This is a genomic window from Paraburkholderia flagellata, from assembly GCF_021390645.1.
In the GTDB taxonomy this organism is placed as follows: domain Bacteria; phylum Pseudomonadota; class Gammaproteobacteria; order Burkholderiales; family Burkholderiaceae; genus Paraburkholderia; species Paraburkholderia flagellata.
This window is the reverse complement of sequence record NZ_JAJEJT010000002.1, coordinates 176,519-198,779: the sequence shown is the minus strand read 5'-3', so window position 1 is coordinate 198,779 and position 22,261 is coordinate 176,519. Positions and strand designations below refer to the sequence as shown.

19 protein-coding genes are annotated in these 22,261 nt (G+C 64.7%); 5 read left to right on the top strand and 14 right to left on the bottom strand.

Annotated features, from left to right (window positions below; translation table 11 throughout):
- Positions 1 to 25: 25 nt before the first annotated feature.
- A complete protein-coding gene (locus tag L0U83_RS15265; RefSeq protein ID WP_233884317.1) occupies positions 26 to 1,312 on the top strand; it encodes an MFS transporter in 1,287 nt (428 codons plus the stop codon).
- 33 nt (positions 1,313 to 1,345) lie between these two features.
- Here the strand turns inward: L0U83_RS15265 and L0U83_RS15260 are convergent, their stop codons facing one another.
- Entirely contained in the window at positions 1,346 to 1,807 is a 462-nt protein-coding gene (locus tag L0U83_RS15260; RefSeq protein ID WP_233884315.1) for a universal stress protein, read from the bottom strand.
- A 767-nt stretch (positions 1,808 to 2,574) separates the two neighbouring features.
- On the opposite strand from L0U83_RS15260, the gene flhD reads away from it, so the two are divergent.
- Together flhD and flhC are read left to right on the top strand one after the other, a co-directional pair.
- Positions 2,575 to 2,895 (top strand): flagellar transcriptional regulator FlhD, encoded by a 321-nt coding sequence (flhD, locus tag L0U83_RS15255; RefSeq protein ID WP_028202636.1) that lies wholly within the window; start codon positions 2,575 to 2,577, stop codon positions 2,893 to 2,895.
- A gap of 11 nt (positions 2,896 to 2,906) precedes the next feature.
- On the top strand, positions 2,907 to 3,509 hold the full coding sequence (gene flhC / locus L0U83_RS15250) for a flagellar transcriptional regulator FlhC (protein ID WP_069261691.1): 603 nt from the start codon (positions 2,907 to 2,909) through the stop codon (positions 3,507 to 3,509).
- A 148-nt stretch (positions 3,510 to 3,657) separates the two neighbouring features.
- Here flhC and L0U83_RS15245 read toward each other — a convergent pair whose 3' ends face one another.
- The 9 genes from L0U83_RS15245 to L0U83_RS15205 form a co-directional block, all read right to left on the bottom strand.
- Complete coding sequence (locus tag L0U83_RS15245; RefSeq protein ID WP_233884314.1) at positions 3,658 to 4,983, bottom strand: Nramp family divalent metal transporter; 1,326 nt, start codon at positions 4,981 to 4,983, stop codon at positions 3,658 to 3,660.
- Between the two features lie 52 nt (positions 4,984 to 5,035).
- The gene (locus L0U83_RS15240; RefSeq protein ID WP_233884312.1) at positions 5,036 to 6,226 is read right to left on the bottom strand and encodes an acyl-CoA dehydrogenase family protein; all 1,191 of its coding nucleotides are present in this window, start codon (positions 6,224 to 6,226) and stop codon (positions 5,036 to 5,038) included.
- A gap of 85 nt (positions 6,227 to 6,311) precedes the next feature.
- Positions 6,312 to 6,968, bottom strand: a complete 657-nt coding sequence (locus L0U83_RS15235; protein ID WP_233884309.1) for a methionine ABC transporter permease — start codon at positions 6,966 to 6,968, stop codon at positions 6,312 to 6,314.
- Positions 6,961 to 8,076, bottom strand: coding sequence for a methionine ABC transporter ATP-binding protein (locus L0U83_RS15230; RefSeq protein WP_233884308.1), 1,116 nt, complete (start codon positions 8,074 to 8,076; stop codon positions 6,961 to 6,963). The genes L0U83_RS15235 and L0U83_RS15230 overlap by 8 nt, the downstream gene beginning before the upstream one ends.
- A 42-nt stretch (positions 8,077 to 8,118) precedes the next feature.
- Entirely contained in the window at positions 8,119 to 8,967 is an 849-nt protein-coding gene (locus tag L0U83_RS15225) for a MetQ/NlpA family ABC transporter substrate-binding protein (protein WP_233884305.1), read from the bottom strand.
- 203 nt (positions 8,968 to 9,170) lie between these two features.
- Complete coding sequence (locus L0U83_RS15220) at positions 9,171 to 10,736, bottom strand: efflux transporter outer membrane subunit (RefSeq protein ID WP_233884304.1); 1,566 nt, start codon at positions 10,734 to 10,736, stop codon at positions 9,171 to 9,173.
- A 23-nt stretch (positions 10,737 to 10,759) separates the two neighbouring features.
- Positions 10,760 to 13,945, bottom strand: a complete 3,186-nt coding sequence (locus L0U83_RS15215) for an efflux RND transporter permease subunit (protein WP_233884300.1) — start codon at positions 13,943 to 13,945, stop codon at positions 10,760 to 10,762.
- Positions 13,946 to 14,050: 105 nt separating this feature from the next.
- Positions 14,051 to 15,268, bottom strand: coding sequence for an efflux RND transporter periplasmic adaptor subunit (locus L0U83_RS15210; protein WP_233884298.1), 1,218 nt, complete (start codon positions 15,266 to 15,268; stop codon positions 14,051 to 14,053).
- A 69-nt stretch (positions 15,269 to 15,337) separates the two neighbouring features.
- The gene (locus L0U83_RS15205) at positions 15,338 to 16,231 is read right to left on the bottom strand and encodes an alpha/beta hydrolase (RefSeq protein ID WP_233884296.1); all 894 of its coding nucleotides are present in this window, start codon (positions 16,229 to 16,231) and stop codon (positions 15,338 to 15,340) included.
- A gap of 188 nt (positions 16,232 to 16,419) precedes the next feature.
- On the opposite strand from L0U83_RS15205, the gene L0U83_RS15200 reads away from it, so the two are divergent.
- Positions 16,420 to 17,424 carry a LysR family transcriptional regulator gene (locus L0U83_RS15200; protein WP_233884290.1) on the top strand — a complete coding sequence of 335 codons (1,005 nt, stop codon included), beginning with the start codon at positions 16,420 to 16,422 and terminating at the stop codon, positions 17,422 to 17,424.
- A 222-nt stretch (positions 17,425 to 17,646) separates the two neighbouring features.
- The gene (locus L0U83_RS15195) at positions 17,647 to 17,919 is read left to right on the top strand and encodes a DUF4148 domain-containing protein (RefSeq protein ID WP_233884289.1); all 273 of its coding nucleotides are present in this window, start codon (positions 17,647 to 17,649) and stop codon (positions 17,917 to 17,919) included.
- A 201-nt stretch (positions 17,920 to 18,120) separates the two neighbouring features.
- Here L0U83_RS15195 and L0U83_RS15190 read toward each other — a convergent pair whose 3' ends face one another.
- The 4 genes from L0U83_RS15190 to L0U83_RS15175 form a co-directional block, all read right to left on the bottom strand.
- Positions 18,121 to 19,026 (bottom strand): cation diffusion facilitator family transporter, encoded by a 906-nt coding sequence (locus L0U83_RS15190; protein WP_233884288.1) that lies wholly within the window; start codon positions 19,024 to 19,026, stop codon positions 18,121 to 18,123.
- Positions 19,027 to 19,033: 7 nt separating this feature from the next.
- On the bottom strand, positions 19,034 to 20,101 hold the full coding sequence (selD, locus tag L0U83_RS15185; RefSeq protein WP_233884287.1) for a selenide, water dikinase SelD: 1,068 nt from the start codon (positions 20,099 to 20,101) through the stop codon (positions 19,034 to 19,036).
- Positions 20,102 to 20,194: 93 nt separating this feature from the next.
- Positions 20,195 to 20,977, bottom strand: a complete 783-nt coding sequence (locus L0U83_RS15180) for an alpha/beta fold hydrolase (protein WP_233884285.1) — start codon at positions 20,975 to 20,977, stop codon at positions 20,195 to 20,197.
- Positions 20,974 to 22,008 (bottom strand): M14 family zinc carboxypeptidase, encoded by a 1,035-nt coding sequence (locus L0U83_RS15175; RefSeq protein ID WP_233884279.1) that lies wholly within the window; start codon positions 22,006 to 22,008, stop codon positions 20,974 to 20,976. The genes L0U83_RS15180 and L0U83_RS15175 overlap by 4 nt, the downstream gene beginning before the upstream one ends.
- Positions 22,009 to 22,261 lie beyond the last annotated feature (253 nt).

The following is a 22,261-nucleotide window of genomic DNA, read 5'->3' as shown; positions in this document are numbered from 1 at the left end:
TGCACCCCCACGCGATGGAGGCAACATGAATCTGCGTAGCGAACCCGCGCGCCCCGTGACGAGCGCAGCGGAGCCCGAGAAAGTCGGCGCGAAGGCATGGTCCGTCCTGCTCGTCAGCACGCTCGCGTTTCTCGTCTGTTTCGTGGTGTGGATGATGTTCGGCGTGCTGGGCGTGCAGTTGCGCGAGGAACTCCAGCTCAACAGCACCGAGTTCGGCCTGCTCACCGCCACACCCGTCCTGACCGGCGCGATCATGCGGCTGCCGCTCGGCGCGTGGACCGACCGCTTCGGCGGGCGCATCGTCATGACCACGCTGCTCGTGGTCTGCGCCGTGCCGGTCTATATCGTCAGTTACGCAAGCGAGCTGTGGCAATTCCTGCTCATCGGCCTCTTTCTCGGCTGCGTGGGCGCCTCGTTCGCCGTGGGCACGCCGTATGTGGCGCGCTTTTTCCCGCCGAGCCAGCGCGGGTTCGCGATGGGTTTTTTTGGCGCGGGCACAGTGGGTGCCGCCGTCAACCTGTTCGTCACGCCGCAACTGGAAAACCTCTACGGATGGCGCTTCGTGCCGCGCGTCTATGCCGTCGCGCTGATCGTGACCGCCGTGATTTTCTGGCTCGGCTCGGCGCGCGACCCGGGCGCTGGCAAGTCGGGCGGCTCACTGCTCGACTCGTTCAAGGTGCTGGCCGACCCGCGCGTGTGGCGACTGTGCCAGTATTACTCAATCACCTTCGGCGGCTTCACGGCGCTTTCGCTGTGGATTCCGCAATACCTGAAGGCCGAATACGGCATGTCGCTCGTCATGGCTTCGGCCTTCGCCGCGGGCTTTTCGCTGCCGGGCTCGATCCTGCGCGCCGTGGGCGGCGTGCTCGCCGACAAGCTCGGCGCGCACACCGTCACGTGGTGGGGCCTCTGGGTGGCGTGGATTTGCCTCTTCATTCTCTCCTACCCGTCCACGGACTTGGTGATCCACACGATCGACGGCCAGGCGGCGCTGCACATCAGCATGCCGCTGTTCGGCTTCGTCGCGGTGGCCTTCGTGCTCGGCGCGGTGTTCGCGTTCGGCATGGCCTCGACGTTCAAGTATGTAGCCGACGACTTCCCCACCAACATGGGCATCGTGACCGGCATTGTCGGGCTGGCGGGCGGGCTGGGCGGCTTTCTGCTGCCGGTCCTGTTCGGCATCTTGCTCGACTGGCTCAAGATCCGCTCGAGCTGCTTCATGCTGCTTTACGGCATCGTGTGGGTCTCGCTGATCCTGCTCTACATTTCCGAGGTCAAGCGCACGCCGATTCTCGGCGAACCCACCGCCTGAGCGGCAAACCGGTCAGAACTGCGGTGCGGCGGTTCAGGCCGCCGCTTTCGCCTGCTCCGGATCCGGCGCGGTAACAACCAGCACGCTGCACGACACGCGATCGAGCAGCAGGCGATCGTCGCGCCCGTCCCACCAGCGCTTGAACGGTCCGCGCCGGTGGTGAGCCAGCACGATGAGGTCGGGTGCGAGTTCCGCGAAGTAGCTCGCGATCACGTCGATCGGCCGGCCCACCACGAAATGGCCCGTTGCCGCGAGGCCCTTTTCCTGCAGGCATGCCACCCCGTCACGCAGAATCTCGCGCGCCGCCTCTTCCGCGGCTTCGAACGGCACGGCCGACGCGATGTCCGTCCCCCATTGCAGCGGCGCCTGGTCGAGCACAGCCAGCAAGTGTGTTTGAGCGTGGCATTCGCGCGCAAGGTCGGCGCCCTCGCGCAAAGCCCGGCGGCCTTCGCGCGTTGCGTCGTAACACAGCAGAATCCTGTTGAACGAGGCCATGATTCCTCCCTCGATGATTCCCGGCGCAGGTCAGGCGAACGCGCGCCAACCGAAATGCCGCTTTCATTATGCCAGTTATATCACGTCATGATATGACTGAATTTGGCCTGTATTCGACCTGAATTCGCGCAGATCCGGCCCGATCCGGATCGCGTCGCTACGCCCGCGTCGCAAACGTTTCACAGGTGCGATCTCCGCGCAATATCCAGTCTGCATATATTCCAAAAACCAACGATGTTTCCCGTCGGCTGCACTCGTAACATCTCAGTTACACATTGCCCTGTTACAGGGCGTCAGGGTCGAAACATCTGTTACATCTTAATCGTCATAGGTATTAATCCGCGCAGCCGTATTTTTTACCTGTCAACGCGACTTATTTCTAAACGTTTATTCCAGTGGAAGGCGCTTTCTGTCTCACGACGATTCGTTGCGCATGCATCGAGAGACTGGCGCAAACCCTGATAAACCAAGACCATACGGACGAATTTCCTATCTAGACCAAGGGTGTCGAAGCTTGCTGTAAGTTAGCCCCCAAACTGCGGCAATAGTTACCGAAAATAATTTGCAACAGTCCGATTATTTTTGATCCAAGGGATTGCTTTCCGAGATAAGCCCTCATACAATTCACTCCAAGGTTGTTACGAGATGTAACAACCTGTATCAAAGAGTCAGGTCAAGCCAACGAGCGAAGATCGACCACAAGAGCAGAAAAGATACAACGGCGAAAAAGCCGGGGGGTTAAATTCGGGGCTTCGGAAACTAGAGAAATGGACCGCAGCAGCGAGACGCTGGAATCTATCCGCGAAATTAATTTGTCGTATCTGATGCTCGCACAGCGCATGCTGCGCGAGGACAAGCCAGTCGGCATGTTCCGACTGGGACTGTCGTCGGAACTGGCCGATCTGCTTGGCGCTCTGTCGCTCGCGCAGATCGTCAGGTTGGCCTCTTCCGACCAACTTCTCTGTTTTTTCCGCTTCGACGATCATGCGATGTTGTCGGCGCTTACGCAGACTTCAAAGCATGCTGACGTGGCGGCTACGCACGCGGCCATCCTGCTTGCAGGACAGCCGGCTGGCCAATTCGCCTGAGGGTGACGTCCATGACCACGCGACGCAGCCTCACCGAAGACGCCCAGGAAGTATTCCGCGCGATCGCACTGATCGAGCTGGGCGCGCGCATGCAGGTGCTCGAAAGCGAACTCACGCTCTCGCGCGACCGCATGATCCGCCTGTATCGCGAGATCCGTGGCGTGTCGCCGCCCAAAGGTATGCTGCCGTTCTCGGCGGACTGGTACATGACGTGGCTGGCCAACATCCATGCCTCGCTGTTCTATAACACGTACCTGTTCCTGAAGAACGAAGCGCGTTGCTCGCATCTCGACGCGCTCACCAAGGGGTTCCGGCTGTATCTGGAACACTGCCGCCACAGCGGGGCCGAGCCGGCGCTCGACCTGACGCGTGCGTGGACCCTGGTGCGTTTTTTCGATGCCGATATTCTGCAGTTGACGCCTTGCTGCCGTTGCGGCGGTAAATTCGTCGCGCATCGCCACGACCTTCAGCACAACGTCGTGTGCGGCGCATGCCAGCCTCCATCGCGAGCCGGCAAGACGAAAAAGGCGGCTGCAGCGCGACGGGGCGCCGAGCAGACCGAGAGCGACCTTCCGGCAGTTGTAACGTCGGATGGCATTGCCGAGGCTGCGTAAGCGTAGGAGAGCAGATCCGGATCAACCGGACGAGAGACCAAGACGCGAAACCGTCCGGTGCCTGAGCGCACCGGACGGCGAAGCGCTTTCTGATTGCCGCCTTTGATTGACTCCTCTTTGGCGCGCGCCTGTTACACCTTTCCCGCCTTTAATTTCCGCTGAACGTCTGCCAGACGAGCCACAGGTTCGCCACCGAAATCACGACGAACAGGAACCACGCCAACAAGCGCGTGGGGAGCCGGTTCACGAACTCGCCCATCAGTGCGCGGTCGTTCGTCATGCGAATGAGCGGCCAGAGCGCGAATGGCAGTTGCAGGCTCAACACCACCTGGCTTGCCACCAGCAGCTTGCCCACCGCGCCGTTGCCGAGCAGCGCCACGCCCGCGAAAGCGGGAATCAGCGCGAGCACGCGCGTGATCAGCCGCCGCTGGTAACACGGAATCTTCATCTGCAGGAAGCCTTCCATGATGACCTGGCCCGCCACGGTGCCCGTGAACGTCGAGCTTTGCCCGGACGCGAGCAGCGTGATCGCGAACAGCACCGCTGCCGCACCCGTGCCGACAATGGGCGCGAGCAGCTTGTAGGCTTGTTCGATATCGGTGACCTGGGTGTGCCCGTTGGCGTGAAAAGCCGCCGCGGCCAGAATCAGGATGGCCGCGTTGATCAGGAGCGCGATCAGAAGCGAGACGATCGTGTCGAGGCGCGAAAGTCCGATGGCCTGCTTGAGGCTGGCATGGTCGCGCTTGACGGCGCGCGTCTGCACGATCGACGAATGCAGGTAGAGGTTGTGCGGCATGACGGTCGCGCCGAGAATGCCGATCGCCAGATACAGCGGCTCCACCGAGGAAATGGCGTGCCACGACGGCACCGCGCCCGCGAACACCGAAGGCCAGTGCGGCTTCACGAGCGCGAGCTGGATCACATAGCCGAGACCTATCGTGGCGATTAGCCCGGCCATGATCGCCTCGAGCGAGCGGAAGTTCTTGCCCTTCAGGCCCAGCACGATGAGCGTGTCGAACGCCGTGAGCACGACGCCCACCATCAACGAGCAGCCCAGCAGCAGATGGAACGCGAGCGCGCCGCCCAGCACCTCCGCAAGATCGCAGGCGATGATCGAAAGCTCGGCGAGCACCCACTGGCCGAGCGCGACCGGCCTCGAATAGCGCTCGCGCGAAAGCTCCGCGAGATCGCGTTGCGTGACGATGCCAAGGCGCATGGAAAGGCATTGCAGCGCGATGGCCGCGAGGCTCGATAGCACGACCACGAACAGGAGGCTGTAACCGTAGCGCGAGCCCGCCTCGATGTCGGTGGCCCAGTTGCCCGGGTCCATATAGCCGATCGACACCAGCAGACCGGGACCCGCGAATTGCCAGAACTTCTTCCAGAACGGTGCGCGCGGCGAAACCTCGATGCTGCCCTGCACTTCGGAAGGGCAAAAAGGCGCCGTTGCCGTGGTCGGTAGCCGGAATTCCAACGGTTCGATCCTCAAGGGTTGACCCGTCGCGGCACGTGCCGCCATCGGGCCCTCAAGTGTACAGCGTCGGCTGCGGCACTTCTCTCAAGAGCGTAAAGCGGCCCACGTCGCGCAGGCGGTAGTCGAGCGGATCGTGCAGCGTGTGCACGCGCGCGTTGCGCCAGAAGCGGTCGAGTGCAAGCGCCGCGCCCGTGGCGCGCGCGCCGCACGCCTCGAAAAGCTGCTCGCCGCCCTGGAGCGCGGCGCGGTGCGCGACGATCTTCGCCTCTGAGATCGCGAGCGAGACTTCGGCGCGCGTGGCCGTCGCGAGCGCATCGCCTTCATCCCACGCAGCGTCGAGCAGCGCGCCCGCGCGATCCGCCAGCACCGCCGCTGCGAGCGACTGCACGCGCATCTCGCCAAAGCGCTGTTGCAGGAACGGGTCATCGGCTACGTGCTGCACGCCCGAATTCACCCACGGGCGGCCGTTCGCCAGCACGTAGGCCCGCGCTTCTTCGAGCGCGCCTTCTGCGAGGCCCACGAAGAGATTCGTCAGTACGCCCTGGGAAACTAGCGTGCGCAGCGTGGCGCGTGGCGTATCGGGGCGCTGCAGCACTTCGGCGGCGCGCACTGCCACGTTCTCGAACGACACGGTGCCGCTATCGGTTTGGCGCTGGCCTATCGGGTCCCAGTCGTCGTGCACCGTAATTCCGTCGCGTGTGGTGGGCACGACCGCGAACACCGGACTGCCCGTGGCGGGATCGTGCGCGCTCACGGTCATCATCTGCGAACCGTAGGTGCCCGAACAGAATCCCTTCTTGCCATGCAGACGCCAGCCGCCTTCCTTGTCCGGCTGCGCGACGAGTCGCGTGTCGATTGGGTTCACCGCATTGCCCCACCACCAGCGATGCTCGACGGTACCATGCAGCCAGTTCGTGCGCTGCGCGGCGCTGCCCCACAATTCGACGCTCGCCACCTGCAAACACTGGAAACCGAGCAGATGCGCGAGCGCACTGTCGACGCGCGCGAGCGCGCGGATCGTCGCGTAGATATCGCTCCAGCGCACGCCGTCCTTGCCGAACTGCCCGCCGAATTCGCGCGGCACGGCGAGCGTGAGTAGTCCGGCGTCGGCGATGCGCTGCTTTTCGGCCGCCGCGTGCCCTCCTGCGAGATCGCGTTGTGCGGCGTTCGCACGCAGCGCTTCGAGTAGCGCGGTGAAACGCGTGTTCTGTTCCTGCCCGCGTGGGCGCTGTGCTTCGTTCATACCCATATTTCCCGAATGAGATGCCAATAAAAGCGAAGCGCGCAGCAAGGGGGCTGCGCGCGTGATGTCGAAAAGGCTGCGCCGCTCAGGTTCGCCGCAAAAGACGCCGCACCAGCACGTCGCCCGTGAACTGCACCGCGGCAACGATCGCGATCAGCAGCACGATTACGGTGACCATGACTGTCGTGTCGAAGCGTTGATAGCCATAGCGTATCGCGAGATCGCCGAGACCACCCGCGCCGACCGCGCCCGCCATCGCCGACGAGCCGATCATCGCCACCACGGTGATCGTGAAGCCGCCGAGCATGCCGGGCAGCGCCTCGGGCAGCAGGACATGCCACACGATATGGCGGCGCTGCGCGCCCATGGCCTGGGCCGCCTCGATCAAGCCGCGATCGACTTCGCGCAGGCTCACTTCGGCCACGCGCGCAAAGAACGGAATAGCCGCGATGGAAAGCGGCACCACGGCAGCCCACACCCCGATCGTCGTGCCCACAAGGAAGCGCGTGAGCGGCAGCAACGCGACCAGCAAGATAATGAAGGGCGTGGAGCGAAATGCATTGACGAGCGCGCCCAGCGTGGTGTTGAGGGCGGGCCTCTCCAGAATGCCGCCGCGCGCGGTCGTGACCAGTAACAGCGCGATGGGAATACCGATCAGGAGTGCGAATATCGCCGATACGCCGACCATCAGCAATGTGTCGCGTATGCCTTCGAGGAGTTCGGTGATCCAGACGTCAGACATAGCCGAGCACCTCCACACGACTCGCATAGCCGCGCGCCCGCTCGGCGAGCGACGCGGCCTCGGCGACGCTCTGCACCGGCGCGGAAACGACCAGGCGTCCTTGCGCACGCCCCTGAATCCGCTCGATACCGCCATGCACGAACCGCACGCCCTGCGCGCCGAACGCCTGCGCGAGCGCGGCGAGTTCGGGCTCCTGCGCCGCTTCACCCGTGAAGCGCACGTCGAACAGCGCGTGCGCGCCCGCTTGCGGCGAAACGCAAATGCGCGCCGCCAGGTCGTCGGGCAACTCGTGGCCGGGCGTGTGCAAGAGCGCGCGCGTCGCTTCGTGCTGGGGATCGCCGAACACGCGCCAAACCGGCCCTTGCTCGACAACCTCGCCGCGCTCGATCACCGCGACCGTATCGCAAACGTCGCGTATCACCTCCATCTCATGCGTGATGAGCACGATGGTGACACCCAGGCGCCGGTTGATGTCGCGCAGCAGCGCGAGAATGGCGCGCGTGGTTTCCGGGTCGAGCGCCGAAGTCGCCTCGTCGCACAGCAGGATATCGGGCTCGTGCACGAGCGCGCGTGCAATGCCCACACGCTGTTTCTGCCCACCGGAAAGGCGCGCGGGCCACGCATCGTGGCGCTCGCTCAGCCCCACGAGTTCGAGCAGCGTATTTACGCGCGTCTCGATGGCCGCTTTCGGCAGGCCCGCGATTTTCAGCGGCAGCGCGATGTTGTCGTGCACGGTCTTGGCGGAAAGCAGGTTGAAGTGCTGAAACACCATGCCGATGCGCCGTCGCAGCGCAACCAGAGCCCGCTCGTCGAGCGCGCCCACGTCCACACCGTTCACACGCACGCTGCCGCTCGTGGGCTTTTCGAGCCCATTCACGAGCCGCAGCAGCGTGGACTTGCCCGCGCCGCTGCGCCCGATGATGCCGAACACCTCGCCGCGCGCCACCTGCAAATCGACGCCCGCGAGCGCTGCGTGCGCGCCCGCCGCGTAGGTCTTGCCGACGTTTTCCAACACCACCGCGGGCTGCGACGCGTCGGCATCGCGCGCCGCCTCACCCGCCGCCGGTCCCGCTTCGATGAAGCGCGCCGCCCCGAACCATTTCATCATCGCTGCTCCTCGTGCGTGATAGACGCTTGCTTTACGCGCGCTTTACCAGGCGACCGCGTAGAGGTCGCCGAAGGCCTTGTCGAGTTCCTTGCGCACGGCCGGCGAATGTTGGTAGATGTCGATGAACTTGCGAATGCGCGGATCGTTCACGCTTTCGGGCCGCACGACGAACTGGATCGCGAACGCCTTGTTCTCGACGCCGTCGAAAAGCAGTGCGCTATTCGGATCGGTCGTGCCCGCAAGCTTGATGAAGCTCGGGTAACCTTGCGCGAGATCGACGTCGTCGAGCGAGCGTGCGAGTTGCGACGCTTCGAGCTGAACGATCTTCAGATGCCTGGGATTGGAAACGATGTCGAGCGTCGTGGCGCGAAAGTCCACGCCCGGCTTGAGCTTGATGAGGCCCGCGCGCTGCAGCAGCAACAGCCCGCGGCCGCCGTTCACGGGATCGTTCGCGATGGCGACCGTCGCCCCATCCTTCAGGTCTTCGAAACGTTTTACCTTCTTCGAATACAGGCCGATCTTCATGATCGTACCCGGCGCAATGGCGACGAACTTGTAACCGCCCTGCTTTTCGGCATTTTCCAGAAACGGCGTGTGCTGGAAGTAGTTGACGTCGATGTCCTTGTTCGCCAATGCGGCGTTGGGCGTGTTCCAGTCGGTGAATTCGATGATCTTCACGTCCACGCCCTGCGCCTTCGCTTCGCGCGCCGCTTCCTGGAGCGCGGGCGTTTGCGGCGTGGTGGCAATGCCGATCTTGAGCGTGGGGGTGTCGGCGTGCGCATTCGCCGTGGTTGCCGCGAGCGACACGGCTATTGCCGTCAGCAGCCCGAACCACGCAAAAGCGCGCTGAAAAGTAGAAGGGCGCCCCACGGCGCGCACGGCACGGATCATCGCGTTCCTCGAATGGAAGTTGGACTTCGTTCAGTGAGGAGCGACGCGATGAGGGCCCATCGCGTTGGCTCCAGATGGGTCCAGACGATGATAGGGGCGCGACAGGGCCGGGTCTACGAAGCGATTACGCAAAGGAAATCGCCGCCTGCGATATGCACAGGCGGCGAGCGTTTCGGCGTTTTCCGCGGGGTCTTGCGCGGGGTTTAACGCGCCGCGAGCGGCGCCGGCGGCGGTGCGGCGTCGCCGGGCTTCGCACCGCCCCAGCCGCCGCCCAGCGCGCGGATCAGGTTCACGGTCGCCACGGCCTGCGAGCCCTGCAGATGACTAGCCTGCAATTGCGACACAAGCACCGTCCGTTCGCTGTCGATCACGTTCAGATAGCTCACCTCGCCTTCCTCATACTGCGTGCGCGAAAGGTGCGCCGATTGCTGCGAAGCGCTCACCGCGTCGTTCTGCTCGCGGATCTGGTCGTCGAGCAGGCGCAAATCGGAGAGGTTGTCCTCCACCTCGCGGAATGCCACGAGCACCTGCTGGCGGTATTGCGCAACATCTTCTTCATACTTCGCACGCGACTGCGCGAGATTCGCCTTGCGCCGGCCGCCGTCGAAAAGCGGCAGCGTGAGCGCGGTACCGGCAAGCGGCCCAAGCAGGAACGCGCGGCTCGACCACATGAACAGGTCGCCGAGCGTGGCCGACTCGAAGCCTGCCGCACCCGTGATGTTGAGCTGCGGGAAGAACGCTGACTTCGCGAGACCCACGCGTGCGTTCGCCGCCGCCATGGCGCGCTCGGCCGCCGCGACGTCGGGGCGGCGCTCCAGCAGCGTCGAAGGCAGGCCCGGCGGCACCTGCACGAGCACCGGCGCGAGCGGCGTTTCCGGGAAGGTGAAGTCCGCAGGCGCCTTGCCGAGCAGGATCGCAAGGCTATGCTCCGCCGCCGCGCGCTGACGCGCTACGCCCACCGCATCGGCACGCGCACTCGCAAGCTCGTTGCGCGCCTGCGCCACGTCGAGCGCGCTGATGTCGCCTTCCTTGAAGCGGCGCTCGACGAGCTTGAGCGCGTCCTCGCGCAGCGCCACCGTGCGGCGGTACAGATCGACGTCGGAGTCGAACTGGCGCAGCTGGAAGTAGTTCTGCGCGACGTCGGCCTGCAAGGCGAGCTGCACCGAGAGGAACAAGGCCTCGCTTTGCTGGGCGTCCGCCTGCGCGGCGTGGACGTTCGAACTCACGCGGCCAAACAGATCGACCTCGTAGCTCGCCGTGGCCTGCGCGCGCCACAGCGTTTGCGCGGGGACGTTGGTGTTCTGCGGAAAATAAAGCGAAGCCGGTGAAGCACGCTCATAGGTCGGGCCGAAGCCCGCATCGATCGACGGGAACCACGAAGCGCGCGCGGCCTGCGTCACGGCGCGCGCCTGCTGCACGCGCGCTGCGGCCGCCTTGAGGTCCTGGTTCGCTTCGAGCGCCTGCTGTTCGAGCTTGTCGAGCGTCGGGTCGCCGAACACTGTCCACCATTCGCCGCGATGGGCGTCGTCGGCGGGCTGTGCGGGCGTCCACGTGCCCACATCATGCGGATTCGTGCTTTGCGTTTGCTGCGGCGCTTCCTTGAACGCGGCGGGCACGGCGGCGTCGGGCACCTTGTAGGTGGGCTCGACCGAGCACGCTGCGAGCCAGGCAAAAAGCGCGACGCTCGCCGCGATTCGTGTGATACGCGCAATATGCCCGCCTCCCGGCGAGGCATTCCCGCTATAGCGCAAGCTGGATTCGTTAGTCATGTTAATCATTCTCCCTTGTCGCCTTACGCGTCGACCATCGACTGCGGCTTGCGCGCATTGTCCTTCTGCGCGACGTGAATCTTGCCGCCCGCGAGCGTGCGCAGCACCACGTAGAACACCGGCGTGAGGAGCAGACCGAACGCGGTCACACCCAGCATGCCGAAGAACACGGCCACGCCCATCGCATGACGCATCTCCGAACCCGCGCCGCTCGAGAGCACTAGCGGCACCACGCCCATGATGAACGCGATGGACGTCATCAGGATCGGGCGCAGACGCAGGCGGCTCGCCTCGATGGCAGCGGAGAGCGGCGTGTGTCCGTCGTGCTCCAGTTCACGCGCGAACTCGACGATCAGAATGGCGTTCTTCGAAGCCAGCCCCACCAGCACCATCAAGCCGATCTGCGTGAAGATGTTGTTGTCGCCTTGCGTGAGCCATACGCCCGTTAGCGCACACAGCACGCTCATCGGCACGATCAGGATCACCGCGAGCGGCAGCGTCAGGCTCTCGTAGAGCGCGGCCAGCACGAGGAACACGAGCAGCACGCTGATCGGGAACACCCAGATGCCCGCATTGCCCGCCAGCACCTGCTGGTACGTGAGGTCGGTCCACTCGAACTTGACGCCGCGCGGCAGCACTTCGGCCGCGATGCGCTCCGCCGCCGCCTGCGCCTGACCCGACGAATAACCGGGCGCGGGGCCGCCGTTGATGTCGGCAGCGGTATAGCCGTTGTAGCGCACTACCATTTCGGGACCGTACGTGGGCGTGACCGTGACGAGCGACGAGAGCGGCACCATCTCGCCCGCGGCGTTGCGCGTCTTCAACTGCAGGATGTCGTCAGCCCGCTGGCGGAACGGTGCATCGGCCTGCACGCGTACCTGATACACGCGCCCGAAGCGGTTGAAGTCGTTCACGTAGAGCGAGCCGAGATAGATCTGCATCGTATCGAAAACGTCCGTGACCGGCACGCCAAGCTGCTTCGCCTTCGTGCGGTCGAGATCGACGTTCAACTGCGGCACGTTGATCTGATAGTTCGTGAACGTAGGGCCCAGCTCCGGCGTTTGGGCCGCGCGCTTGACGAAGTCCTGCGTCGCGCGGTTGAGCGCCTCATAACCGAGCGCACCGTGATCCTCCAGTTGCATCTTGAAGCCGCCGAGCGTGCCGAGGCCGAGCACCGGCGGCGGCGGGAACACGGCGATGAAGGAGTCCTTGATACTCGCGTATTGCTGGTTCAGCGCACCCGCAATCGCACCTGCCGAAAGCGCCTTGCCCTTGCGCTCCTTGAACGGCTTGAGCGTGACGAACACGATGCCCGCGCTCGAGCTATTGGTGAAACCGTTCACCGAAAGGCCCGGGAACGCCACGGCGCTTTCCACGCCGGGTTGCTTGAGCGCAATGGCGCTCATGTCGCGAATCACATTCTCGGTACGATCGAGCGCGGCGCCATTGGGCAGTTGCGCGAACGCGATCAAATACTCCTTGTCCTGCGCGGGCACGAAGCCGCCCGGCACCACGCGCGCCATCAGTACCGTTGCGGCGATCAGCACCACATAGACCGCGAGCATCGCGCCCTTGTGGCGCAGCACGCCGTTCACGCCGCGCCCATAGCTTTCCGAGCCGCGATGAAACACGCGGTTGAAGCGGCGGAAAAAGCCGCCCAGCACGAGGTTCATCCCGCGCGTGAGCCAGTCTTCATTCTCGCCGTGGCCGCGCAGCAGCAGCGCCGAAAGCGCGGGCGAAAGCGTGAGCGAGTTGAACGCCGAGATCACCGTGGAAATGGCGATGGTCATCGCGAACTGCTTGTAGAACTGGCCCGTGAGGCCGCTCATGAACGCGAGCGGCACGAACACGGCCACAAGCGTCAGCGCGATGGCGATGATCGGCCCGCTCACCTCCTGCATGGCCTTATACGTCGCATCGCGCGCGGACAACCCGCTGGCGATATTGCGCTCCACGTTCTCCACCACCACGATCGCGTCGTCCACCACGATGCCGATGGCGAGCACCATGCCGAACAGCGATAGCGCGTTGATCGAGAAGCCGAACGCAAGCAGCAGCGAGAACGTCCCGACGATCGACACCGGCACCGCGATCAACGGAATGATCGAGGCACGCCACGTTTGCAGGAACACGATCACCACGATCACCACGAGCGCGATGGCTTCGAGCAGCGTATGCACGACCGCTTCGATACTGGAACGCACGAACTGCGTGGGGTCGTAGACGATGCGGTAGTCCACGCCCGCGGGCATGTCCTGTTTGAGTTCCTTCATCGCCGCGCGCACCTGGTCCGAGATCGCAAGCGAATTCGCGCCCGGCGCCTGGTTGATCGCAAGCGCAACAGCCGGCTTGTTGTCGAGCAGAGAGCGCAGACCGTATTCGGAAGCGGCCAACTCGATACGCGCGATATCGCGCAGGTACGTCACGCCGCCATCGGGATTCGTCTTGACGATGATGTTGCCGAACTCGCTTTCCGTGCGCAGACGGCCGCGTGCATTCACGTTCAGCTGGAACGGCGTGCCGGGCACGCTAGGCGAAGCGCCGATCACACCCGCCGCCACCTGCACGTTCTGCTCGCGAATCGCGTTGACCACATCGTTCGCGGTGAGATTGCGCTGCGCCACCTTCTGGGGGTCGAGCCAGATACGCATGGCGTAATCGCCCGAGCCCCACAACTGCACCTCGCCCACGCCCTGGATGTTCGAGAGGCGGTCCTTCACGTTGAGCAGCGCGTAATTGCGCAGGTACGTCATGTCGTACCGGTTGTCCGGCGAGATCAGGTGCACCACCATCGTGAGCGTGGGCGAACTCTTGATAGTCGTGATACCGAGACGCTGCACGTCTTCCGGCAGGCGCGGCAGCGCCTGGTTCACCCGGTTCTGCACGAGCTGCGTGGCCTTGTCCGGGTCGGTGCCGAGGCGAAACGTGACCGTGAGCGTGAGATTGCCGTCGCTATTGGCCTGCGACTGCATGTACAGCATGTTCTCGACACCGTTGATCTGCTCTTCCAGCGGCGCGGCCACGGCTTCGGCGATCACCTTCGGGTTCGCGCCCGGATACTGCGCGTGGACCACCACCGAAGGCGGCACGACCTCGGGGTACTCGGAGATCGGCAACTGGAACAGCGCGATCACGCCGGCCAGCAGGATCAGCACGGACAGCACGCCCGCGAAAATCGGCCGGTCGATGAAGAATTTCGATATGTTCATGGGTTGCTCTTTTTCATGACGCTCAATTTGGCACTAATCTTCTGACGCTTAGGCATCCTGACTGATGCAGAGGCGTACGCTGCATTCGCACACGCCCGCCGCTCGTCAGGACGTCTTCGCTGCCTTGGCGCCGGGGTTCGCTGCCGTGCTGGACGAATCGGCGTCGGGGTCGCCGTTCATCGGCACCATGTGCGAGCGCACGACAATGCCCGGACGCACGCGCTGCGTGCCGTTCACTACCACATGGTCGCCCGCCTTCAGGCCGCCCAGAATCACGCGCAGGTTGCCCTGCTGCCCGCCCGTTTGCACGGTGCGGTACGCGATCTTGCCGCCGTTATCCACGACGTACACAAACTTCTTGTCCTGGTCGGTGCCGATGGCGGCATCGTCGACGAGCAGCGCCGGGTGCGGGGCGCTGCCGCCCACCTTGATGCGTGCGTAAAGCCCCGGCACCAGCGCGCCGTCGGCGTTGTCGAAGCGCGCACGCACGCGGATCGTGCCCGACGTGGTGTCGAGACGGTTATCCACCGACTCGATCGTACCGCTACGCGAATAGCCCGATTCGTTCGCAAGACCCAGTTCGACCGGCACCTTCGAGCCATCCTTCATGCGGCTGATGTAGTCGAGATAGGTCTGCTCGTCGGCGTCGAATTCGGCGTAGATGGGCGAAACGGAAACGAGCGTCGTGAGCGGCGCGGCGCTTGCGCCCGCCGAAACGACGTTGCCCACCGTAATCTCGGCGCGCGATACACGGCCGGCCACCGGCGCGACGATGCGCGTGTAGCCCAGGTTGATCTGCGCGGCTTCGAGCGCGGCCTGCGCGGCCTTGAGGTTCGCGTTCGCTTCGCGCGATGCGTTCTGCTTCTCGTCGTAATCGCGCTTCGCGATGGCGTTGTCGCCGATGAGACGCTGCGCGCGCTCCCAATCGCTTTGCGCGTAGCCCGTGCGCGCCTGCGCGGCGGCAAGCTGCGCGGCGGCCTGATCGACGGCCGCCTGATACGGGCGCGGGTCGATCACGAACAGCGTGTCGCCCTGTTTCACGAGCGCACCGTCACGGAAGTTCACCGAGACGATCGTGCCCGAAACCTGCGGACGTATCTCCACTTTTTCGACGGCGGCCATGCGGCCCGAATAGCTCTGCCAGTCGGTGATGGTGCGATTGAGCACGGCTGCGACATCGACCTCAGGCGCGGGCGGCGCTTCCGCGGCAACGGCGGGATGTGAGTCGAGGCGGATTGCCCCGAGAGTGCCCAGGCCCGCGACCACGAGCACGCCAAATACCGCCAGCGCGATACGGGTTCGGGATTGCGAAAAGAGTGACATGTCGGACTCCAGAAATAATGGTTGATTGTTCTTCACTGGTTCGGCAGCACCGCCGCAAGGGCGCTTCGCTTACGACGCGCCCGCGTCGAAGCAACATTGGAAAAACCGCACGGCTTCGTTGAGCGCGGCCGGATGCGCCGCGAGGTTCGCATGCGAGACGCTCGGGTAGCGCACCACCTGGGTGCGCACGCCCGCGTCGATCAGCCGGCTCGCGTACTTCTCCGCTTCGATGTGCAGCACGTCGTTCTGTGCGGTCACGATGAGCGTGGGCGGCAAGCCGCCAAGGCGCAGCGATTCGAGCGGCGCCGCATACGGATGCATGCGCTGCGTCGCATCGGGCAGATACGCGCGATAGCACGCCGCGCATTCGCTCGCGGTGATATCCGAACCGAGGCGCGCCTCGTCGCCAAGACGCGTGAGGCTCGGGTCCAGCATCGGCGCGAACAACGCCTGTGCCGCGAGTTTCACGTCGCCGCGATCGCGTCCCATGAACGCGAGCACGTTGGCGATCTGGCCGCCCGCGTCGTGGCCCGCCGCGATCACGCGCTTCGGGCTCCCGCCGAAGGCGCGGGCCCGCGTGAGCGCCCACAGCGCCGCGCGATGCGCGTCTTCGGGCGCGGCGGGAAACGGGTGCTTCGGCGCAAGCGAATACCCCACGCTCACGACGAGCGCAGGTAAGCGTTCTGCGAGAAAGCGTCCAACAGCGTCCGCTTCGTCGATCGAACCGCGCACGAAGCCGCCGCCGTGGAAATACAGCAACACGGGCAGGCCGTTCGCGGCTTCGGGACGGTACAGGCGCAGCGGAATCTGCTGCGCGTAGCCTTCGATCATCACGTCGGTCGTGAGCAGCGCGCGCGCCTTGGCAGGCTTGGCGGACGCGGTAACAGGGGCAGCCGCCGGAACTTCGGCCAGCGGCGCTTCTTCCGCGGAGATCCAAGACGTCGGGCGTTTAAAGACATCCATGTCAAATCGGCGCAATGCGCGAGAGTAGATTCGAATGGGACGAATTGTGGGTTCGGCAGACTTGCAAATAAATGCCTATAATCCGGCAACACAATTCGGCGCACCTGAACAATCTGTCTCCTCTTTGTGCGCGGGCGTTTCCAATCAACGCCGCGCGCCGTGCGACCGAAGCTTTTTGGAGAATGGCAATGGACCGCCTTCAGGCCATGCAGGTGTTCACCCGCGTCGTCGATACCAACAGCTTCACACGCGCAGCCGAAACGCTCGACATGCCGCGCGCTTCCGTCACGACGATCATTCAGAATCTCGAAGCATTTCTCGGCGTGCGCCTCATGCACCGCACCACGCGCCGTCTTTCGCTGACGCCCGACGGCGCCGCGTACTACGAGCGCTGCGTGCGCATTCTCGCGGACGTCGAAGAAACGGAAACCACATTCCAGGATCGCAACCGCAAGCCGCACGGCAAGTTGCGCATCGACATGCCCGGCTCGATCGGGCGGCTCATCGTGATTCCGTCGTTGTGCGAATTCCACCAGCGCTATCCGGACATCGACCTGCAACTCGGGCTCTCCGACCGCCCCGTCGACTTGCTGCAGGAAGGCGTGGATTGCGTGGTGCGCGTGGGCGCGCTGCAGGATTCGTCGCTGGTCGCGCGGCGCATCGGCATTTTCGAGGGCGTATCGTGCGCGGCGCCGTCGTATCTGGAGCGCCACGGCACGCCGCAAACGCTCGAAGAACTGGCCGAGCATCGCGCCGTGAATTACTTCTCGTCGCGCACTGGGCGCGTGATCGACTGGGCATTTCTCGTCGACGGCAAGGAAGTGGAGATCAAGCTCAAGAGCATGGTCTCGGTGAACGACGCGGACGCTTACGTGACCTGCGGCATCGAAGGCTTCGGCCTGATTCAGGGGCCGCGCTACATGGTGCTGCCGCATCTGAAGTCGGGTGCGCTCGTCGAAGTGCTGCCCGATTTCAAACCGCTGCCCATGCCGATTTCTGCCGTCTATCCGCACAGCCGCCATCTGTCACCCAAAGTGCGCGTGTTCGTGGACTGGATCGCCGAAGTGTTCGACCGCTGCCCGCTCCTGAGCGGCCGCGCCTCGCTCGACAAGGCCTGCACGATGCGCACGCTCGAAGAGCGCGAAAACGCTCCGGCACTCGAAACGCCGGTGATTTCGGAGTGGGCCGCATAGGCTGGGCCGCATAGGCTGGGCCGCGCTGGGCCGCATAACGCCGTAGCACTGCGGCCACCCTCAAAGCCGCGCCCGCAAAGGCTTTCGCGGGCGCGGCATAGCGATTGTTCCGGATTTTCGACAATTGCTTTCGCGTTCCGGCCGTTTATCGAAAGCGGCCGCGCAACTACATTTGCTCCTGTCGCCGCGAACCACGTGGCACCAGTAGAAAAGGAGCAGATCATGAAACGCACTCTCGCAACCGCCATTGGCGCCACGCTCGTTCTCTCGCTCGCCGCTAGCGCTTCGGCCTTCGCACAGGACAACAGCGCCCCGAAAACCCGCGCCGAAGTCAAAGCAGAAATCGCTGCCGCGTATCGTGACGGCACGCTGCCCTCGCTGAACAAGACGAGCTACCCCGAGCAAAGCCTGATCGGCCGCACGCAAGCGCAACGCATCGCGCTGCAGGAAAGCCGCGCGAACAACGCCCAACGCGTTGCGCAGGCTGGCGAATAAGCCCGCAAGACGTATCAGCATTTCGATTGGAAGACGAAAAACGTAGGAGTCCAACGTGAATTCAACTGTACCCTCCGAACTCGAGCAGTGGGACAACACCACGCCCGTGTGGACGCCGTTTCGGCATTGAAAAATGAAGCGCGCGTGAAGATGTGAAGATGTGAAAAGGCCCGGCGGTTTTGCAACCGTCGGGCTTTGGCGTTATCGATTCACGAAATCCGGCTCGAAAAACACCCAGCGCACCAGCGGAAAGCGCGCCTGCAGATCGGCTTCGATCTCGTTGATCGCCTCGACCATCGTGCGGCTGTGCTCGTAGTCGAGCATTTCGCACTGCACCGCCACCATCACCTCCTTGCCCCATTGCAGGGTAATGAGGCTGATGATGCTGCGAATTTCGGGCCGCGCGCGCAGGAACGATTCGATATCGCGTCGCATTTCCGGGCTCGCCGATTCGCCCACGATCATCGACTTCACTTCGCGCGCGATGAACCACGAAATCAGCATCAGCAGCACGCCCACACCGATCGAGCCGCACGCGTCCCATACCGGATTGCCTGTAATGACCGTGAGCAGCACCGCGGCGAAGGCAATGGCGAGACCCGCGAGCGCGGCGATGTCCTCGCCCGCCACGACGAGCAAGTCCGAGTCGCGCGTTTCGCGCGCCCAGCGCCACAGCGATTTCGTGGGCGTGCCCTTGCGAATCTCGCGTATCGCGCCGTAAAGCGAAAACGCCTCGAGCACCACGGAAATGCCGAGCACGACGAGCGCGACATACACGTATTGCAGCGGCGCGCGCAGGATCAGCCGGTGCACGCCCTCATACACCGAAAACGCGCCGCCCACGAAAAACAGCAGCAGCGCCACGAGCAGCGAATAGAAGTTGATCGCGCGGCCCGTGCCCATGGGATGCAGCGGCGTGGGCGGCTCGCGCGACTGGCGCAGGCCAAAGAGCAGCAGCAACTGATTGCCGCAGTCGGCCGTGGAGTGAATCGCCTCCGCGAACATCGATCCCGAACCCGTGAACGCCGCGGCCGCGAACTTGCAGACCGCAATGCCGAAATTCGCTGCGAGCGCGTAAAAGATGGCTTTCGGCGATTCTCCGCTCATACGGTCCTCACAGCGCTTCCACGCGCGCCGGGCCTTCGCTCAGTTCGCCGATCACACGAGCGTCGCTAAAGCCTTCCGCGCGGAAGATCGCCAGCACTTCGTCCACGCTCTGCGGCGCGCAGGCCACGAGCAGGCCGCCCGAAGTTTGCGGGTCGGTGAGCAGCGTGCGCGCGCTGTCGGGCAGGCTGGGCGCGAGCGTGACAGCGTCGCCGTACGAAGCCCAGTTGCGGCCGGAGGCGCCCGTGAACACGCCGTCATCGACGAACTTCTGCACGCCCGGCAGCCACGGCAGGTCGGCGTAGCGCACGCGCGCCGTGAGATTCGCGCCGCGTGCGATCTCGAGCGTGTGGCCGAGCAGGCCGAAGCCGGTCACGTCGGTCATGGCGTGCACGCCCGGCAGTTCAGCGAGCGTCGCGCCCGGCTTGTTGAGCATCGTCGCGGCGCTCACCATCGCCTTGTAGCCCGCGTCGCCGAGCATTTCCTTCTTGAGCGCGGCGGACAGCACGCCCACGCCCAGCGGCTTGCCGAGCACGAGCACGTCGCCGGCTTTTGCGGACGCGTTGCGCTTCACGCGCTCGGGATGCACCACGCCGAGCGCCGCCAGTCCGTAAATGGGCTCGACGGAGTCGATCGAATGGCCGCCCGCCACGGGGATGCCTGCCGCCGCGCACACGTCCTCGCCGCCGCGCAGCACCTGCGCGATCACGTCGTGCGGCAGCACGTTGATGGGCATGCCCACCAGCGCGAGCGCGAGAATCGGCTTGCCGCCCATGGCGTAGACGTCCGAAAGCGCGTTGGTCGCGGCGATGCGGCCGAAGTCGTACGGGTCGTCCACGATCGGCATGAAGAAGTCCGTGGTCGCGACGATCGCCTGCTCGTCGTTGAGCTTGTAGACGGCGGCGTCGTCAGCGGTCTCGGTGCCGACCAGCAGGTTCGGAAACGTGGCGGTGAGCGGCGTGCTGCGCGCGAGCAGCGCGGAAAGCACGCCCGGCGCGATCTTGCAGCCGCAGCCGCCGCCGTGCGAAAGGCTCGTGAGGCGCGGCACCGCAGCGCCGATGGCAGGTTTGTCGTTCATGTCTGGAAATCGTCCTGAAAGTGCCGGATGAGTTTTCGTATTATGGGGCAATCGCCAGACGGGCGACGCGCTCGGCGCCGCTGCGAAAGCCGCTCAGACGCGCCCGGCGGCCCGGCCCCCAGCGTTCGCGGCGAGATCGCCCGCGTGGAGCGTGTCGACGAGCCATTGCGGATCGTCATGCGGCAGATCGTGCCCCGCCCACGGATGTTCCACGTGCGGCGCGCCCCAGGCCCGCGCGAGGCGCGCCGAGCAAACGGGATTCACGAGCCGGTCGCCGCGCGACGACACCACGAGCACCGCGCAGCGCGGCACACCGCGCGACTTGAAGCGCGCGGCGGCAGCTAGCTGGCGCAGCGCGTTCGCGCGACTCACATGGGCGCCCTCGCGGATCGCGCGCCACGTTTCGAGGTCTGCGGTCAACGTATCGCGCCGCGCGCAGGTGAGGCCGTGGATCAGCGTCTCGGCGATATCGTCGCTGTCTTTGCCATCCCAATGCCGCGCCACGCGCACGAGCGCGGGCCACGCCGAGGGCCGCAAGCGCTCGTACACGCGGCTATGCGGCCGCATGCTCGTGTTCACGAGCACGAGGTGCGCGATCTCTTCGGGGTAACGCAGCGCCCACGAAGTCGCCACCATGCCGCCCAGCGACATCGCCAGCACGCGGTAAGGCTCGCGCGCGCCGCGCCGCTGCGCCTCGGCGCGCAGCGAGTCCACGTAGGCATCGACCGCGAGCGGAGAGCGGGCGTACGCCTCGGTGCCGTTGCCCGGCAGGTCGACAGGCATCACGTCCTCGCGCGCGGCTAGCAGCGTAGCAAACGCGCCCCAGTGCCGCGATTCGCGCGTGAGGCCGCGCAAGAGGATCCACGGTTCGCTCATGCACCCGGCCTGCGATACCAGTGCGCGATCGCGCTTTGCAGCACTTGCTCGCGCGTCACGCCCTCGGGCAGCCAGCGTTGCGACGAATACGCGGCACGCGTGAGGAAGTCGAACAGGTTCGCGTGGCGCCGAAGAACACGCGCCGTGCGATGCTCCATCAACGGATTGAACATGCCCTGGCGCGAAAAAATCTGGCGCGGGTTCTTCTTGATCCACAGCCACGAGCCCAGTTCGAGCGTGAGCGGCAGGAAGATGTTGCCGGCGGGCGCGCGGTCGTACGCGCAGTCCCACAGGTCGCCGTGCAGCAGATATTGGTGGCTCTGCGGCTCGAACGTGTAGCCGTGATGCGGATGCGCGCGCTCGAACATCGTCTTGAGCACGTACATTTCGGGCAGATGGCGCATGAGCCGGCGCGTGCGCGCATACGGGAACCAGATGCTGTCGTTCCAGCCGTAGCCCGAATGGCAGTCGAGCGCGAACGAGAGCGGCCGCTGCGAGAGTTCTTCGTCCACGATCTTCAGGAGCGCGCTCGCCTCGGTTTCCATGGGTGCGCCGCGCCTGCCGCGATACCACGGCAGCCATGAGCCCACACGCTGGCCGCCCGCGAGAAAGGGCACGCGTTCGTCGGCGTCCTGCGGCGCGTTGCGCATGAGATCCACGCCGTTTGGGTTCGCACGCGTGGCCAGCCACATGCCGCCCGGATTGACGATCGGCACGAGCACGATACGCACGGATTCGAGCTGGCGCATCAGCAGTTCGTCCCACGCAAGACGCCCCACCAGTGCGCGCATGTAATCGAGCACCAGTTGCGAGCCGATGCGTTCGAGCCCGTGAATGCCGCCGAAAAAGCCGATGGCGGGCGCCGCCGGATCGCGCGAGCCGATCGCCGCGACGTGCAGCGCAAACGCACGGCCCCTCACTTCGACTTCGCCCGCGCTGCGGATGTCGAACCAACGCGCGCCGGCATCGAGGATCGCCTTGAGATCCTCGTATTCCGCGAAGCTGTCGGGTAGGAAGCTCAGTGCCTGCATATGGCGCCGGGTTTCGTCGCTTGTTTTGATCGGGTCGCGTGGACCGGGGCCGCGGTGCGCGGCCGCATTGTCTACAACTGCCTTGCGCCTGCCGCCCCTGTCGACAATGAGTCAGCAATAAGTCAGGAAAACCAGGGACAGCATGTGCGTTGCCCACCAATATAGCCGCTTCCTTCGATATTGAGCGTGACAGATGTTTGGCGTCATGCCTCTGTCACATCTCGCGCGTTTTTTCTCCGTGCGGAAGGCCATA